The following is a 16,880-nucleotide window of genomic DNA, read 5'->3' on the forward strand; positions in this document are numbered from 1 at the left end:
CGTGGGCCTTGCGTGGCGGCGTGAACCGGCGTGGTTGAAGGGACATGTCTTTACATGCAGGTCTGAGAATCCTGGACGGTGTGCGGGCAGTGCGTGGCGGCGTCGGCCTCGCCGGTGGCGGCGACGGTGAGGTGGTAGAGGCGGCAGGCGAGGGTGTCGCCGGCGACGTCGCCGACATCGAACTCCTCGTCGTCGGGGAAGCCGGCGCAGGCGGCGAGGCAGGCGTCGACGCTCGGGTGCTCGCCCGGGCAGATTGACACGGCGATGGCGCAGAAGCCGTCGCAGTTGTCGCCGCAGGCCCCGCCGCCGCTCGGGCCGGCGTGGACGCAATGGGTCGGCGCGTCCATGGCCGCGGCGTCGGTGTGGTAGCGGCGACAGGCGTAGCTGTTGCCCGAGACGTCGCCGCGCGCGCCGGCGGGGAAGCTGGCGCAGGCGCGGTTGCAGCTGTCGGCGTTCGGGTACTGCGCCTGGGGACCGAGGCAGTTCGTCATGACTTCGGCGCAGTAGTCGGCGCACAGCGCCTCGTCGACGCCGGTGGTCGAGGTGGTGGTGGGCTCGACGGTGGTCGAGGCGGTGGTGGGCTCGACGGTGGTCGAGGCGGTGGTGGGCTCGACGCTGGTGGCGGCGGAGGAGGTGCTGCCCGCGGTGGTGGACGTGCTGTCGCCGCCGGTGCCGGTGCTCTCGTCCGCCGGCTCCGACGTGCAGGCGACGAGCGCGAGCGCGGCGACGAGCGCGGTTCCGGCCTTCCTCATGGCGCTCCGAGTCTGCGGCCCGCGCGATCGCCTTGTCAACCGCGGGCCGTGGGGCCGGAGAGCCGCAGCGGTGCAGCGAGGGGCCTGTCTGGAAGGACAGGTGAGTTACGGATGCGAACGCGGGGCCGCGCCGCGGCGCGTGGGCGCGCGTCAGCGCAGGCAGACGTGCCGATCTCCCCGGCGGTGGCAAGCCCGGGCGAGGCCCTCGCGCGCGCAGGGCGGGAGCGAGAAGTCCTCGTAGCGCTGCAGCTCGGGGCCGCCGCAGGGCGAACGCCTGCTGCTCGCGCCGCGTCTGCTCGTGGGCGCGGTAACGCTGCTCGGCGAGCTCGCGGGCGACGCTGCGACCGAGGATGACGGCGCAGTCGTCGGCGACGTCTCACTCGACGGGGGCGCTGCCGCCAGTGCAACCTGTTCCTTCGACCAGCCGGCCGGGTTCGGCGTAACCTGTCCCTTCGGCCAGGAAATGAGCGTCGTCACGACCTGGCCCTTCGACCAGCCGACCGGAGCGCGGTCGGAGGCGGGGGAACGGTCAGCCCGGCGGACGGTCGCCGCCGGCGACGTCGGGCGCGCCGTCCATCGTCGGCCGCGGTTCGCCGTCGACGTCGGTCCGCGGGTCGCCCTGCTTCCAGCGGGCGGCCCCGGCGAGCGCGCCGCCGTTGCCCGCGACGTGCAGGTCGCCGCCGCCCCAGTTGTTGAAGAGGAGATGGACGGTCCCGGGGTCGACGAAGGCCGTGTTGGTGTCGGGGTTCTCCAGCGTCGCCGCGCTGACGACCGAGTCCGCGAGGTCGAGCGCGGTGGCGGCACACGCGAAGGTGTCGTCGACCCCGTGGCTCAGGAGCGCCGAGTTGCGGGCGTTCACGATGGCGGTGCCGTCGAGGCAGGCGAACAGGCCGACCGCGTGCTGGGTGACGTCGCCGAGCGTGGTGTAGAGCAGATGCGCGGCGCTGGCGTTGCCGACCTCGAGCGCGGCGCCCATGTTGTAGTGGGCGACGAGGGTGTTCTCCAGCCGCAGGTCGGTGCCCTCGTCGACGGTGATGGCCTGGAGGTTGAGCGCGAGCTGGCCGCGGCGGACGACGACCCGGCAGTCGGACGCCGAGATCGCGCGCCCGCCGTAGGCGACGATCTCGACGTCGTCGAGCCACAGCCGGGCCGACGACTTGCAACGCACCGCGGCGCTGCCCTGACCGCCCTCGATGCGGATCTGCGAGACGTAGAGCTCGCTGTCGATGGCGAGGTCCTGCATCGCCACGCCGAGGTGGACGGCGGGCTCGGCCTCGACGGTGATCTTGACCAACTCGTTGCCGAGGAGGGCGACCCTGCGCCCGCCCTGCGCGAGGTGGAGGCCGGTCGCATAGGTCCCGGGGTTGAGGTGGACGACGACGTGGGTGGCGTCCTGGTGCTGGCTCATCGCCTGGCTGATCGAGCAGCACGGCTGATCGAAGGTGCACGGCTGATCGGCGCAGGTGAGCTGCGGGTCGATGTAGACGTTGCTGGTGCTGTCGCGCGGGAAGCACAGGCCGTCGTCGAGCTCGCAGGCGGTCTCGGGGCAGTCGGCGTGCTCGCGGCAGGGGCGGCAGACGTGGTCGACCGGGTCGCACGCCTGGCCGTCGCAGTCGGCGCTGTCGATGCACTCGACGCACGTGCCGTCGAGGCACTGCAGGCCGGGCTCGCAGTCGTCCTGGCTGTCGCAGGGGCACACGTCGAGGGTGCAGGGCTCGCCGGTGGTGACGCCGGTCGAGGCGTCGCCGGTGACGGCGGTGGCGGTGCCCTCGTCGCCGGTGGTCGATCCGCTGCTGGTCGGCTCGACGCTGGTGGCCGGGCCCTCGCTGTCGAGCGTGGTCACGGGCTCGCCGGTGGTGGTCGGGCCGTCGCTGCCGCTGGTGCCGGTGGTCGGGTCGCTGCCCGCGGGGTTGAAGCAGCCGGCGGCGAGGAGGAGGGCTGACGCGAGGGACAGGGGGGATGTCTTCACGGTCATGCTCTTTGGGTCATGCTCTTCGGGTCATGGTCGTGAGTTCATGGACCGACGGGCAGGTGGGCGCCGGCCGCGTCCTCGGCCTCGGGCCGGCCCGGGCGGGCCAGGCCGGCGATGTCGGTCCGCGGGTCGCCGGCCTGCCAGCGGGCGGCGGTGGCCGGCAGGCTGCCCGCCAGCGGGCGCAGGTCGTGCTCGGCCCAGCCGGCGAATTGCCCGGCGACGGCGCCGGGCTCGACGGGGACGACGCCGGGGCCGGTGGCAAGCTCGCTCTCGCTGGTGACGCTGGTGCCGACCTGCAGCGTGGCCTTGCAGTCGACCTGGGCGCCGACCTGGTCGGAGACGACGACGGAGTTGCGGATCTGGACGCTGCTGCCGGGGTTGCACAGCAGGAGGCCGATGTTCACCGGGTCCTGCAGGGCGATCGTGGTGTAGTCGAGGGCGAGGGTGCCGCCGCTCAGGACCAGCAGGCTGGGGCCGGTGCCGACGCCGCTGACGACGCCGTTCTCGACGGTGAGCACGCCGTCGTCGCCGACGTTGAAGCCGCTGGCGACCTCGACGAAGCGCGAGCGGCGGACGTGGGCGCGACAGGCGTTGGCGTAGAGGCCGTTGCCGAAGAAGTCGGCGACGACGAGGTCGTCGAGCCAGGCCTGGGCGGCGTTGTGACATTGGACGGCGACCTCGCCCAGGCCGCTGAACGCGAGCCGCGAGAGGTACAGCTCGGCGTCGATGACGGCGGGCGCTGCGGGGTCGCCGACCAGCACGATCGGCTCGCCGGCGGCGCCGGCGGCGAAGCGGGCCCCGGGCGCGCCGAGCACGGCCACGCGCTTGGGCACGGAGAGTCGGATCGGTTCGAGGTAGGTGCCGCCGGCGACGTGGACGACGTGGAAGGTCTCGGGGGCGTCGGCGAGGAGGGCGAAGGCGTCGGCGACCTCGCAGCACGGCTCGGCGTCGCTGCAGGCGAGGCTGCAACCGTTGGCGGCGCTGTCGACGTACCAGTGCCGGGCGTCGCCCGGGAAGCACGTGCCGCCGTCGAGCCGGCAGGCGGTCTCGGGGCAGTCGGCGTGCTCGCGGCAGGCGAAGCAGGTGTGCGTCTCGGGGTCGCAGGCGAGACCGCCGGGGCAGTCGGCGGAGCTGCTGCACTCGACGCACTGCTCGAGCTCGGGGTGGCAGACGCCGACGGGACAGTCGGTGCCCACGAGGCAACCGACGCACCGGCCGCTGTCGTCGCACCGTGGACGCGCGGGGTCGACCTGCTGACAGCTCGAGCCGGCCTCGACGAGGCCGAGGCAGTCGAGGCACTCGCCGTTGGGCGCGCAGTAGGTACCCTCCGGGCACACGCCGCACTCGCCCCCGGTGGTCGGCGAGGTGGCGGTGACCGTCGGCGCGTCGGTGACGGCGGTGGTCTCGCCGGTGAAGCCCTGGGCGGCGGCGAGCGTGGGGTCGAGGTCGCCGGTGCTGGTCGGCTCACTCGTGGTCGCGCTCGTCCCCTCCGGCGAGAAGCAAGCGAGCGGCAGGCTCGAGGCGACGAGGACGCCGGGGAGGACGAGAGCGCGCGAATACGCGGGCATGACAGCGCCTTGTCGCTGGTCGTGGCAGGGCGAGCTCAGAGGTCGATCTTGAGGCCGAGCTTGAGCTGGGGCGCGAACTTGGTCGCCTTGACGGCGTCGGCGAGGCACTTGCCGAGCGCGTCCTGCTGCGAGGGCACGGCGCGGGTGACCGAGCCGTCGCTGCCGGTGGCGTAGTCGACGGTGATCTTGGGGCCCTTCACGGCCTTGTGGGTCTTGCGGCAGCCGTCGGCGGCGCGCCGCAGCTTGGCCATCGGATCTTGCGGCTTGTCGCCGGTCTTGTCGCCGGTCTTGACGACCGGGTTCTTCTTGCCCTTGGAATCCTCGACCTTGGGCTCGCCGGCTGTGTCCGAAGGGACAGGTTCGCCGGTGGCGCCCGGGCTGTCCGTCGGGACAGGCTCGACCCTGGGCTGCGCCGGCGGGTCGGGCGGCTTGACCGGCGGGGTGGGCGGCTGGACCGGCTGAACCGGCGCTGCCTTGGCCGGCGGCGGGGCGGCGACCGGCACGCCCGCATCGGCCGGCGGGTCGTCGCCGCCGCTGAACACGAACGCGAGCAGCAGCACCAGCGCGGCGGCGCCGGCGAGGACCGGCACGAGCAGCTTGTTGCGCCCGGCCGGGCGAGCCGCGTCGCCGGCGTCGAGGTGGATCTCGACCGTGGAGGCCGGCGGGCGGGGGTTGTCGAGGTTGGTGCGGGTGTCGACGCGCGGCAGGCCCGTGGCCGGGGTGGAGCCGGCGAGCACGGTCTTCGCCGCGGGGGTCGAGGCCGCCGGCGCGCCGGAGGCCGAGGCGGTGAGCGTGGAGTCGGGGCCGAAGTGATTGGGCGCCGAGTCGTGGAGGCCGCCGCTCACCGGGGCGGCGATCGGCAGCGGGCCGGTGCTCGGGCGCGGGCCGGCGCTGTGGGCCGCGAGCAGGTCGTGGAGGAAGCCCTCGATCTCCTCCATCGTCTGCGGGCGCGCGTCGCGGTCCTTGGCCAGCATGCGCTGGATGAAGGCGTCGAGCTCGGCCGGCACCCCGGACTCGGGGTTGACGGCGCGGATGGTCGGCGGCGGCACGTTGCAGTGCTGCATCGCCACCTGGATCGGCTCGCCGATGAACGGCATGCGCCCGGCCAGCGCCTCGAAGAACAGCACGCCGAGCGAGTAGATGTCGGTGCGCGAGTCGAGGGCCTGCGCCAGGATCTGCTCCGGCGACATGTAGAACGGGGTGCCGAGCGCGGCGCCCGTGCTCGTCAGCGCGGCGTGGTTGGCGGTCTTGGCGATGCCGAAGTCGAGCAGCTTGACCTGCTCGCCGCCGCCGCGCTTGGCGGTGAGGAACACGTTCGACGGCTTGAGGTCGCGGTGGATCATGCCGGCCGCGTGGACGGCACTCATCGCGCTGGCGACCTGCTCCATCCAGATCGTGACCTGCTGCCAGCTGAGCGGCTTGCGGCCCCGCTCGAGCAGTCGCGTCTCGAGGTCCTTGCCGACCAGCAGCTCCATGGCGAAGAACACCACGCCGGAGTTCACGTCCTCGCCGAGGTGGTAGATGTTGACGACGTGCTCGTGGTGGATCTGCGCGATCGCCTGGGCCTCGCGCAGGAAGCGTTCGACGCAGTCCTTGTCCTCGGTCAGCTCGGGCAGCAGGACCTTGAGCGCGCAGCGGCGACGCAGGCGCAGCTCGTCGGCCACGTAGACGCGGCCCATGCCGCCTTCGCCGAGCAGACGCTCGACCTGGAAGCGTCCTTCGAGCACGGTTCCGACGAGCGCGTCCTGCTGGGCCTCGAGTGGCATGCCTGGTCTCGCTTACCTACACCAGCCGCCGCCGTTCTGCACGCGAGAACGGAGTCCGTTCTGGAGCGACGCCGTGGACGGGCGCACGTGCGCCGGGCGGGCGGATCTGCGCTGAAACGGCGTCTGGCTCGACGTTGGCGGCGAAACGTCGACGGGCTGGGGTGTGCTCGCGGCGATCGGACACGAGTGGCGCAGGTGTCCGGGATCCTCCCCCGGCCGCGGGCCGTGATGTGGGTCCTGGACGCCGCCGTGGGCCCGCTGCTCGTCGCGGGCGACCGGCACGCGGGGAGCCGGTGGCCGAGGCCGTGCGCCGATTTCGGGGCCCTCGACCTCAGGCTCGTCGCGCGAGTCGGCGAGGCGACGGGACCCTGCGAGGTGACAGGCCAGGGTCGAGGCGCGCTGTGACGGGCCGCGTCCGCGGCGGGCCGACGTCGTGCAGCGCGACGACGGCGTCGCCGAGCGCCGCGAGCAGGCGGCTGCGAGCCGAACGACGGCGCGGCGGGCCGGTCGTCGACGCGACCGAAACGGCGGCGCCGCGAGCCCGTCGCGGCCCGCATGGGCTGCGGACGGCGAGTGCTTTGCGCCTTCATGTCCCGGCCGTGAGAGGGTCGAGCGGCGCGCCGGCGGCGCGGAACAGCGCGACGCTCGGCGGGCGCAGGTGTTGTACACTCGCGCCGGTTTTTCCCCGGATGTCGCGCCGACTCGCCCGCAACCCGTCGCTCGCCCTCGTCGAGGTCGGCGGCGCCTGTGCGGGCCCGGCCGGGCCGCCCCCCTCGGCCCTGCCCATCGCCGGTGCCTCTCGCCCCGGGGCGCCCGGCTGACCGCGGCGGCGCGGCGCACCGGTTCGTTCCGCCATGTCCTTTCGGACACTCCCCCCACACGACATGAAGCACGCCACGCGTCCCTCTCGGGTCCTGTCTCTCCTCACCGCGCTCGCGTTGCTGGCGCCGCCGCCGGCGCTGGCGGCCCCGGCCCAGGACGCCAAGGCGCTGGCGGCGTTCGAGGCCGGGTTCACCGAGGGGCAGGCGAAGTTCGACCGCGGCGAGCACCTGGAGGCGGCGCGCACGTGGATCGAGGCGGCGGCCAACCTCAAGGAGACGACGGCCAACCGGGACAACCGCGCGGCGGTCTACGAGTACGTGGTCGACGCGTTCACGCGCGGGCTGCAGGGCGAGAAGCGGCCGGAGGCGCTGCGGGAGGCGGCCCAGGCGCTCGACGCCTACTGCGAGGGCTTCACCCGCGCGTACGGGACCGAGACGCCGCTGAGCCCCAAGATCGTGGCGGCGCGCGACGAATTCAAGCAGCGGCTGGCCGAGGCCGAAGCGGCGACCGCGGCGGAGAAGCCGCCGGTCGAGGACAAGGTCGAGGGGCCGGAAGAGCTGCCGCCGCCGCCGTCCGACGACCTGCCGGAGCCGAAGCCGTGGAAGGGGCTGGCGATCGGCGGCGGGGTGATGCTCGGGCTCGGGGTCGGCGCGGCGGTCGTGGCCGGGGTCGGCGCGGCGCGCGTCAGCTCGCTCGAGAAGCAGGTCGACGACCCCGCGAACATGTGCGTGCTGGCGATGCCGTCGCCGTCGTGCCAGGACCTGCTCGACCGCGGCAAGTCGGCCCAGTCGATGGCCATCGCCGGCGCGGTGCTGGCCCCGCTGCTGGTCGGCGCCGGCGTGGGCCTGCTGGTCGTCGGGCTCAAGCGCCGCTCGTCGCCGAAGACCGCGTTCGCGCCGGCGCTGGGGCCCGGGTTCGCCGGGCTCAGCCTGCGCGGCTCGTTCTGAGCGCGAACGGGGCTGAGGCGGGGAGCGGCGTGGGCCCTCGACCGGGGGCGGAAGGCGGTGGAGCGTGGGGCATGTGCCCGAGGGCCTGTCCTCGGCGACATGCCGCATGAGACATGCCGTCGAGGGCATGTCCGCAGGAGCGAGCGAGGGAGGGTTTCAGTCTAAGCGCGGGACGCAGGGGTCTCGCCGGCCGTGCGCGGCCGCGCTCCGCTGACGCCGCGCAGTCAACCCGTCGGCGGGCGCGTGCCGCCGCGTCGCCGGTCGAGCGCTCGCCCCGCGGCGGCGGGCCCTCGCCGTGGGACGAGCCCGTGAGGGGCGGTGGCGCGAGGCGCGAGGCGCGGGGCGAGGGCGTCGGTCCGCGCGGGCCGACGTCGGCGGCCGCGGGGCGATGCCGAGGTCCGGTGGCGCACGGTCGGGGCGCGGGACTGCGAGAGCGCGCCCCCAGGTCGGCCATCGCGCGCCGTCCGCGGCGGTGCGCGAGGGACGGACGGGGCGCCGCCCGCGGTCGCGCTGACGACGGGCGCTGCCGCCTTCGAGGGTCATGTCCGTGGCGACATGTCTTGAGCGACATGTTCTTTCGGGCATGTCGTGGGCGACATGCCCGAAAGCGAATGCCCACTCACTCGCCGCCGAGGCAGACGCCGTCGCGGCGGGGGTCGCCGGCGCCCGACAGGCGGCCGTCCGGGGCGCGGTGGACGGTGTGGACGCCGCCGAAGAACATGTTGAGCCCGGGCCAGGCGGTGGTGCGGGCGAACAGGCCGGCGAGGGTCTCGGCGGCGGCGGGGGTGAGGCCGGCCTCGAAGCTGACGTGGTCGTCCTCGACGTGGACGCGCGGGGCGGCGATCGCCTCGGCCAGCGGCAGGCCGAAGTCGAGGACGTTGGAGACGACCTGGAGGACGGCGGTGCGGATCCGCTTCGAGCCGCCGCTGCCGCACACCAGCAAGCTGCCGTCGTCGCCGACGATCGCCGTCGGCGACATCATCGACGCCAGCCGCTGGTCGAGCGGCCACGCGTGCGGGCCGGGCGGGTTGACGTCGTCCTCGCCGAGCATGTTGTTGAGCATCATGCCGGTGCCGGGGACGATCTCGCCGCAGCCCTCGCCGTTGCTGACGGTGGCCGAGGCGGCGTTGCCGGCGGCGTCGATGACGCTGACGTGGGTGGTGCCGCGGCTGCGCAGCGGGCCGGCCAGCGCGGCGGCGTGGGCGGCCAGCAGGTCGCCGCCGAGCCAGGCCGCCTCGACGCCCTCGCGCGGGGGCCGGCGGCCGCGCGCGCGCGCACCGTCTCGGCCTGGGCGCGGGCCAGCAGGGCCACGTGCTCGGCTGTCTGAAAGCCCATGCCCTTCAGGTCATGTCCGGAGAGCAAGGCGAGGGCGAAGGCGATCATCAGGCCGCCGGCCGCCGGCGGCGGGTTGGTGAGCAGGGCGGCGTCGCGGTAGCGCAGGCGCAGCGGGGCGCGGGCCTGCACGCGGTAGGCGGCGAGGTCGTCGGCGGTGATGTGGCCGCCGGCCTCGCGGCTCTGGCGGACGATCGCGGCGGCGACGTCGCCGCGGTAGAACAGGTCCTCGCCCTCGCGCGCGAGCTGCTCGAGCATGTCCCCGAGGACAGGATTGACGAGGCGCCCGCCGGCCTTGACCGGCGCCGGCGCGCCGTCCAGCGTGGCCGTCGGGTCGCCGAAGATCGCGCGCGCGGCCGGCCGCTCGAGGTAGATCGGCGCGACCAGCGTCATGAGGTAGGCCATGAACGGCGACACGGCGATGCCGTCGCGGGCGGCCTGCACCGCCGGAGCGGCGATGACGGGCATCGGCAGGCGCGCGAGCTCGCGGTGGACCGCGAACATGCCGGCGACCAGGCCCGGCGTGGCGGCGCAGCCGACTCCGACGTGGAAGGCCTGCTGCGCGGTGCCCCAGTCGGTGATCACCTCGCGCGCGCACGCCTCGGCCTGCGGCCGACGCACGCGCGGGGTGTGGACGAAGGCGTCGTAGAGCCGCGGCTCGCGGCCGGTCGGCAGCGCGAGGATGAAGCCGCCGCCGCCCGGCGAGGCGAGCACCGGCTCGGCGACACACGCGGCCAGGAGCGCGGCGAGCACGGCGTCGAACGCGTTGCCGCCGGCCGCGAGCGCGTGCATGGCGGCCGCGGCGGTGACGGGGTGACCCGCGGCGACGCAGCCGCGGCGATCGTGATGGAACTCGGGTGGCGTGTCCGGTGTGTATCGTGCGTGAGGGGTCGCGCGCAACGGCGCTTGGCGCGTCGGGGGGCCGCCGGTATCCTCGCGGCCGATGTCGACCCCGCATCCTGCTTCGCCCGAGGCCCGTGATCGTCTGGTGCTGGGAGTCGTCGGCGGCTCGGGGTTGTACGAGATCGAGGGGCTCGAAGAGGTCGAGCAGGTCGCGCTCGAGACGCCCTTCGGACGACCGTCCGACGTCTACACGGTGGGGCTCTTGCCGCGGGCCGGGGGGCTGCCGCCGGTGCGCGCGGTGTTCCTGCCCCGGCACGGGCGCGGGCACGTGCTGCTGCCGTCCGAAATCAACTTCCGCGCCAACGTCCACGGCTTCAAGCAGCTCGGCGTGACCCACCTGCTCAGCGTGTCGGCCGTCGGCTCGCTGCGCGAGGACATCGCGCCCGGCGACGTCGTCATCCCCGATCAGTTCATCGACCGCACCGCCGGCCGCGCCCAGACCTTCTTCGGCGGCGGGCTGGTGGCGCACGTGCAGATGGGCGACCCGGTCGACGCCGGGCTGGCGCGCCGGGTCGCCGGCGCGGCCGAGGCCGAGGGCGCCCGGGTCCACGTCGGCGGCACCTGCATCGTGATGGAGGGCCCGGCCTTCTCGACCCGCGCCGAGTCCAACCTGTACCGCTCGTGGGGCGCGCACGTGATCGGCATGACGGCGCTGCCCGAGGCGAAGCTCGCCCGCGAGGCCGAGATCGCCTACGCCCTGGTCGCGCTGGCCACCGACTACGACTGCTGGCACCAGAGCGAGGTCGAGGTCAGCGTCGAGGCCGTGATCGCGGTGCTGAGGGCCAACGTGGCGCTGTCGCGCCGGCTGATCGCCCGCGTCGCCGCCGGGCTGCCCGTGTCGACCGCGGAGCTGCCGTACCCGCGCGCGCTGCAGCACGCGCTCATCACCGATCCCGCGCGGATCCCGGCCGAGACGCGGAGGCGCCTCGACCTGATCGCGGGGCACCTGCTGCGGGCGCCCGAGTGAGATGTCCCTCCGGACATGCGCCATCGCGCATGTCCCTTGATGCCTGGCCTAGCAGGCATGTCTGAACGAACAGCAACGAAGAGAGAGCCATGACCGTGCACAAGCCCCACCTCGTCGTCGTCGGCAGCGTCGCCATCGACTGGATCATCACGCCCCGCGCCGAGCGGCCCGAGAGCGTCGGCGGATCGGCGACCTTCTTCGCGATGGCGGCGTCGTACCTGTCGCAGGTGCGGCTGGTCGGCGTGGTCGGGCGCGACTTCCCCGACTACGCGGTGGCCGACCTCAAGGCGGCAGGCGTCGACGTGTCGGGCCTCGAGGTCGTGCAGGACGGGCTGACCTTCCGCTGGAAGGGCCAGTACCACGAGAACATGAACGACCGGACCACGCTCGAGACCCACCTCAACGTGTTCGAGAAGTTCCAGCCGCGCCTGCCGGCCGAGTTCCGCGGCAGCGAGTACCTGTTCCTGGCCAACATCCAGCCGCGCCTGCAGAGCGACGTGTTCGCGCAGATGCAGCGGCCCCGCCTGGTCGGCCTCGACACGATGAACCTGTGGATCTCGATCGCCAACGACGACCTCAAGGCGGTGCTCAAGAACGTCGACGTGCTGACGCTCAACGACGAGGAGGCCCGCCAGCTCAGCGGCGAGCACAACATCGTCAAGGCGGCCCGCGCGGTCCGAGCCCTCGGCCCCCGCAACTTGGTGATCAAGCGCGGCGAGTACGGGGCGCTGCTGTTCGACGCCGATGGCGAGGTGTTCTCGGCGCCGGCGCTGCCGCTCGAAGAGGTGGTCGACCCGACGGGCGCAGGCGACAGCTTCGCGGGCGGCTTCATGGGCTATCTCGCCCGCCCGGGGGTGGAGCCCAGCGGGGCTTCGCTGCGCACGGCGATGATCTACGGGTCGGTGATGGCTTCGTTCTGCGTGGAAGGGTTCTCGTACGACCGGCTGAAGGGGCTCGATGCGGCGACGATCCAGAAGCGCTTCGAGACGTTCGCTTCGCTGACGAACTTCGCGCGGGCCAGCTTGACCTGAGCGTCGGGGAGCGCGAGCTGTCCGATCGGACAGCTCGCGGGCTTGCGCCGGCTCCCGGGTCGATGCGCTGCGGGCAGGTGGGCTGCGCCGAAGCGCGGCACCGGGACCATGGGCAGCGTCGCTGATTCGAGCCTCGCCGCCGGGGCGCCCGAGCGCCGCGAGCGTGCTTCAGGGTCTCATCATCATCGAGTCCGGACCCGGGGCTTCGACGATCGTCTCCACGCCGAGGGACGAGGCCAACGCCCGCTCGAGCGCCGCCTTGTTCATCGGCGCTCCCCCCGGCATATCGAGCGCCAGCCCGCGGATCCCGTTCTCCCACTCGAATGTCTCGAGGCGGGCCTCGGTCAGGTCGTCCTTCTTCGCGGCGTGGAACGTCCGCCAGGTCTCACCCGGGAGCCGCACGCATCCTTCCACGATCGTGCTGTCGTCGGACACCACGACGTCGTACGAGATCTCCGCGCGTTCGCCGAAGAAGAACGAGGGCTCGACGCCGCCGTCGAGCGCGGCGAGGTGCCGTTCGATCACCGTGCGGTACCTGTGCCGCGCCGGCAGGTACACGATGTACTTCCAGCGCTGCGTCTCGGCCACGGCCACGTGGTCCTGCATCGGCTCTCGCCAGAAGACGACGCCTTCCAGGCCGTTCACGTCGGCCTGCCACGGCGCGTCGGTGACGACCTTGACCCGCGCGTGGACGGCGAACGCCGGCGGACCGGGCTCGGGAGGCGGGCCCTGGCCCGGCTTCGCGGCAGGCTCGCACAGCATCGGATCGAGCTGGACGAGCGGGGTGCCGACGGGTTTGCGCTGCGCCGCGAGCTCGGCGATGAACGCCTCGATCTCGGCCTCGAAGGGCAGCGGCGGCGCGCTGGCCGGGTCGAAGCGCGGCAGTTCGGGCGGCGCCAGGCCGAGCGCGGCGAGCACGTCGGTACACACGCGCAGGTCGTCGGCCCAGGCGAACGGCGGGCCGTCGGCCCAGGCCTCGCGATGACCGGCGAGCGCCAGCGAGGCGGCGAGGTCGCGCTCGCCGAGCGCGAGGTGGGCCGCCGCGAGGACGCCGGCGACGCGGCGATTGTCGTGACGCGTCGCGGCGGCGCGGGCGAGGGCGAGCGCCCGGCGAGCCTCGGCGTGGCGGTCGAGGTTGGCGAGGCAGACCGCGCGCCAGGCGTGAGCGCGCGAGCCGTCGGAGCCCATCCGGCGCGCCAGCTGCACCGCCTCGGTCATGTGTCTCAGGGCCCCGGCGAACCTGCCGTCGGCCGCCTTGATGCGGCCGTGCAGCAGATTCCAGCGGGTGGCGATGGATGCGTGCCAGCCGATCGTGAGGTAGACCGACGCTTCCTTGAGGAACGGCGCCGGGTCCTGGCCGCGTCCGAAGGCGATGGCGGCGCGACAGAGGTCGAGTTCGATGGTGTCGTGCTCCTTGCCGAGGGCCGCCATGTCGGCCTCGGCCTCGTCCCAGCGGCCGAGGTCGGTCGCCAGCACGGCGCGGAGCTGGAACGGGCCGACCTGCTGCTTGCCATGGGCGAGCATCAGTCGGTGGACGAGGGCACACGTGCGCATCGCCGCGTGGGTGCGGTTGGCGGCCGCGAGCGACTTACTCCGGTCGCCGAGGCTGATCTGCAGACTGACGGGGCGGCGGCGCTCGAGGTTGAGCCGGACCGCCACCTCGCGCAACGCCGCGGCCTCGGGCTCGCGCCCGACCTGCGCGAGCGCGTGCGAGAGGTCGGAGATCCGCCGGCTCCGGGCCGTAGGGTCGTCGAGCGCCGGGGGCTCGCGCAGGCCGTCCGGGAACAGCGGTGTCAGGAGCTCGACCATCACCGGATAGGCCGAGAGGCGCTCCCTGAGCCATTCCTGCAGGCGCGACTCGAAGACCTCCGACGCCTCGTCGAGCTCGCCGACGCCGACGTGCGCGCGGTAGAGCTCGATCGATCGCCGCAGGTCGGCGATGCAGGTGATGTCGTCGCCCTCCCGGGGGGTGCGGACGAAGTGGCGCCGGATCGCGGCGCACTCGGCGGCGCGGTCGTCGTCGCGGTCGAGGCGCTCGAGCGCGTGGGCGCGGACGAGCGGATGGAGGTCGTAGCGGTTGCTGCTGCGGTCCCACGCCAGGAAGCCGCGGGTCTCGAGCAGGCACAGGTCGGCGTGGATGCCGGCGAAGTGGGCGCGGGTCCCGGGCTGGCGGGCGTACGCGTCCGCGAGCGCGCGATAGATGTCCCACTCGTGGCAGCGGGCGCGCAGCTTGTCGCGTCGATCCAGCAGCTCGCGCCGGGTCTCGAGGTCAGTCTCGGCGGCGAGCTTGTCCTCGACCTCGCGCAGCCGGGCGCGCGGCGGGGGCGGCGGACGGCGCAGGCCGAGCGGCGGGCTGACGAACCCGAGCAAGTCGTCGTGCTCGGCCGCGAATTGCAGCGGGGCGAGCCGCGACAGCAAGTCCTCGGCGCGCGCCGGCAAGACGTCGAAGGCGGCCTCGAGGATGTTCTTGCGCAGCTCGGCCGGCTCCGGGTCGTCGTCGAGGATGTCGTCGAGCAACGCGGGGTCTTCCTGCATGCAGCCCGCGAGCAGGCGCCACAGCAGGGCGTGGTGGTCGAGCGTCGCCATGGCCCGGGTCGCGCGCTCGACCCATGGGGCGTCCGGATCGAGGCCGAGCGCGCGCAGCAGGGCGGGGAGCTCGGCGGGATCGAGGCCGTCGAGCGCGCGCAGCTCGAAGCCGGGCGCGAGGCCCTCGCCGTCGCGCAGGTCGGTCGGGAAGACCCGCGAGGTCGCCAGCAGCCGCGACGGGCCTGCTTGCGCCAGCGCGCGCAGGAACAAGCCGTCGCGCGGGTCCTTGAACGAGTGGGGGTCGAATTCCTCGTCGGCGACGTCGCCGTCGAGGCGCGTCGCACCGATCCGGTGATGCGCGACCAGGGCTCGCTCGAGGCCGTCGACGACGATCAGGAACGGTCGCGCCCGCACGGCCGCGAGCACCTCGCGCGCGAGCGCCTTGCGGTCGCCGTGAAACGTCTCCGTGGGCGACTCCCCGGCGGTGTAGGCCGCGAGGCGACGGATCAGGTCGTCGAAGACGGCGCCGTGCTCGTAGAAGCTGAACCACAGGCAGCCGGCCCACCGCGGCCCGTCGGCGAGCCGCCGCTCGAGCCACGCCCACGCCACCGCGCTCTTGCCGACCCCGCCGGGCGCGACGACCACCCGTGCCGGCTGCCCCCGCGCGAGCCAGGCGTCGAGCTCCGCGAGGTCGGCGGCGCGGCCGGTGAAGGCGTTGGACTTGAAGTACGGATGCACGAGGTGCGGGGCGGGCGGGGCGGGCGTGGTGTACGGGAGCTCGAAGCTGCCGACGTCCTTGACCGGCTTATCGTCCAGGTCGGCGTCGTCGAAGCTCGCCTCGGGCGGCAGGGCGAGCAGGCGCAGCTCGGCGTAGGCGGCGGGGCCGAGCTCCGCGAGCGGGCCGTCCGGGAGCCTCAGGTCGGCCGGACCTGGATCGCCGCCGACGCGGACCACGAGCGCGGCCTCGGGAGATTCTGTCCCAGAGGACATGTCCCAGGGGACAAAGCCGGCGCGCCAGACGGCGTCGACGACGGCGGCCCGCGCGGGCTCGGCAGCGTGGACGACGACGCGGCGGGGGGGCCTCACGACGCGGCGGGGGGGCCTCATGGTCGCGGATGATCGTCGATGCATGGGACGTCCACAAGCGCGTGCAGCAGCGCGCCGATCGGCGCCGACGCTGACCTCGTGCTCGTGCGGGACGACGGCGACCTGATGGCGCCTCGGGCATGACCTGCATCGTCCACGCGCCGCTGTCGAGGCCTTGGAGGCGCGGCCTGGTCCGCGACGCTCGAGTCCGAGCACGAGCGGCACGGCGCCTGGCCCGAGAGACAGCTTGGTCAGGACCGTCGCCGGCTGCTCGGAGCCCGGAGCGCGGCGACCACCAGGGCGCGGAAGTACTGCGCGCCGGGGTCGGCGTCGGTGCGGGCGTGCCAGTGCAGGGCGAGCGGGAAGTCGACGATCTCGAGCGGGGCGGCGACCGTGCGCAGCGGGAGGCGGCGGCTGACCTCGGCGGCGAAGCGGCGGGGGAGGCCGGTCATCCAGTCGGTGCGGGAGACGGCGACGGCGGCGGCCATGAAGTGCGGGACGGTCAGGACGACGCGGCGGCGGAGGCCGGCGCGGGCGAGGTTGTCGCGCGCGACCCGCTGGCCGTGGCCGCCCTCGCCGACGATCTGCACGTCGACGTAGGGGGTGGCCTCGAAGGCGGCGCGGTCGAGGCGGCGGCCGACCTTGCGGTTGTCGCGACGGACGACGAGGACGCCCTGTTCGCTGTAGAGCGGGGTCTGGTGCAGGCCGGGGGCGGTGACGGCGGCGGGGGCGAGGGCGACGTCGACGAGGCCGGCGGCGAGGCCGTCGCTGGCGATCAGCCGCTCGATGGTGACGACCTGCAAGGAGGCGCGCGGGAGCTGCCGCTCGAAGCGGGCGACGATCCGCGGCAGGTCGGAGACCTCCTGGTTGTCGGTGAGGGCGATCGTAAAGCGACGAGTGGTGGTGGCGGGGTCGAATTCGCGGCCGGAGGCGAGGGCGGCCCGCAGCTCCTGCAGGCCGGCTGCGACCCGCGGGGCGAGCTGGAGGGCGACGGGCGTCGGCGCGAGGCCGCGGCCGCGGCGGACCACCAGCGGGTCGCCGACGATGTCGCGCAGGCGCGCCAGCGCGTTCGAGACCGCCGACTGGGTGACGTGCAGGCGTCGGGCCGCCGCGGTGGCGCTGCCCTCGGCGAGCACGGCGTCGAGGACGAGGAAGAGGTTGAGGTCGATCGCTGCGAGATCCACGACTATCACCGGTGATGATGGATA

General features: G+C 73.9%; 11 protein-coding genes. 3 read left to right on the forward strand and 8 right to left on the reverse strand.

From position 1 onward, the window contains the following. Positions 1-50: 50 nt before the first annotated feature. The 4 genes from NAEX_RS51350 to NAEX_RS37825 form a co-directional block, all read right to left on the reverse strand. Positions 51-752, reverse strand: a complete 702-nt coding sequence (locus NAEX_RS51350) for a hypothetical protein (protein ID WP_170136342.1) — start codon at positions 750-752, stop codon at positions 51-53. Between the two features lie 529 nt (positions 753-1,281). Continuing rightward, positions 1,282-2,721 (reverse strand): hypothetical protein, encoded by a 1,440-nt coding sequence (locus NAEX_RS37815; protein ID WP_143141171.1) that lies wholly within the window; start codon positions 2,719-2,721, stop codon positions 1,282-1,284. Between the two features lie 44 nt (positions 2,722-2,765). Then, positions 2,766-4,292 (reverse strand): hypothetical protein, encoded by a 1,527-nt coding sequence (locus NAEX_RS37820; RefSeq protein WP_096332327.1) that lies wholly within the window; start codon positions 4,290-4,292, stop codon positions 2,766-2,768. 35 nt (positions 4,293-4,327) lie between these two features. Then, the gene (locus NAEX_RS37825) at positions 4,328-6,058 is read right to left on the reverse strand and encodes a serine/threonine protein kinase (protein WP_096332328.1); all 1,731 of its coding nucleotides are present in this window, start codon (positions 6,056-6,058) and stop codon (positions 4,328-4,330) included. An 884-nt stretch (positions 6,059-6,942) separates the two neighbouring features. Between NAEX_RS37825 and NAEX_RS37835 the strand changes: the two genes are divergently transcribed. Then, positions 6,943-7,827, forward strand: coding sequence for a hypothetical protein (locus NAEX_RS37835; protein ID WP_096332330.1), 885 nt, complete (start codon positions 6,943-6,945; stop codon positions 7,825-7,827). Between the two features lie 619 nt (positions 7,828-8,446). On the opposite strand, the gene NAEX_RS54065 is transcribed toward NAEX_RS37835, so the two are convergent. Both NAEX_RS54065 and NAEX_RS37840 read right to left on the reverse strand, forming a co-directional pair. Continuing rightward, positions 8,447-9,004 carry a gamma-glutamyltransferase gene (locus NAEX_RS54065; protein WP_338042622.1) on the reverse strand — a complete coding sequence of 186 codons (558 nt, stop codon included), beginning with the start codon at positions 9,002-9,004 and terminating at the stop codon, positions 8,447-8,449. Continuing rightward, a complete protein-coding gene (locus NAEX_RS37840) occupies positions 8,890-9,951 on the reverse strand; it encodes a gamma-glutamyltransferase (RefSeq protein ID WP_211302543.1) in 1,062 nt (353 codons plus the stop codon). The genes NAEX_RS54065 and NAEX_RS37840 overlap by 115 nt, the downstream gene beginning before the upstream one ends. Before the next feature lie 151 nt (positions 9,952-10,102). Between NAEX_RS37840 and mtnP the strand changes: the two genes are divergently transcribed. Both mtnP and NAEX_RS37850 read left to right on the forward strand, forming a co-directional pair. Continuing rightward, entirely contained in the window at positions 10,103-11,029 is a 927-nt protein-coding gene (gene mtnP / locus NAEX_RS37845) for an S-methyl-5'-thioadenosine phosphorylase (protein WP_096332331.1), read from the forward strand. Between the two features lie 89 nt (positions 11,030-11,118). Further along, complete coding sequence (locus NAEX_RS37850) at positions 11,119-12,060, forward strand: PfkB family carbohydrate kinase (RefSeq protein WP_096332332.1); 942 nt, start codon at positions 11,119-11,121, stop codon at positions 12,058-12,060. Between the two features lie 168 nt (positions 12,061-12,228). Here the strand turns inward: NAEX_RS37850 and NAEX_RS51355 are convergent, their stop codons facing one another. Beyond that, the gene (locus tag NAEX_RS51355) at positions 12,229-15,693 is read right to left on the reverse strand and encodes an ATP-binding protein (RefSeq protein WP_170136343.1); all 3,465 of its coding nucleotides are present in this window, start codon (positions 15,691-15,693) and stop codon (positions 12,229-12,231) included. 230 nt (positions 15,694-15,923) lie between these two features. Continuing rightward, complete coding sequence (locus NAEX_RS37860; RefSeq protein WP_245913892.1) at positions 15,924-16,856, reverse strand: LysR family transcriptional regulator; 933 nt, start codon at positions 16,854-16,856, stop codon at positions 15,924-15,926. Positions 16,857-16,880 lie beyond the last annotated feature (24 nt).

The sequence above is a fragment of the Nannocystis exedens genome (genome assembly GCF_002343915.1).
Lineage (GTDB): Bacteria > Myxococcota_A > Polyangia > Nannocystales > Nannocystaceae > Nannocystis > Nannocystis exedens.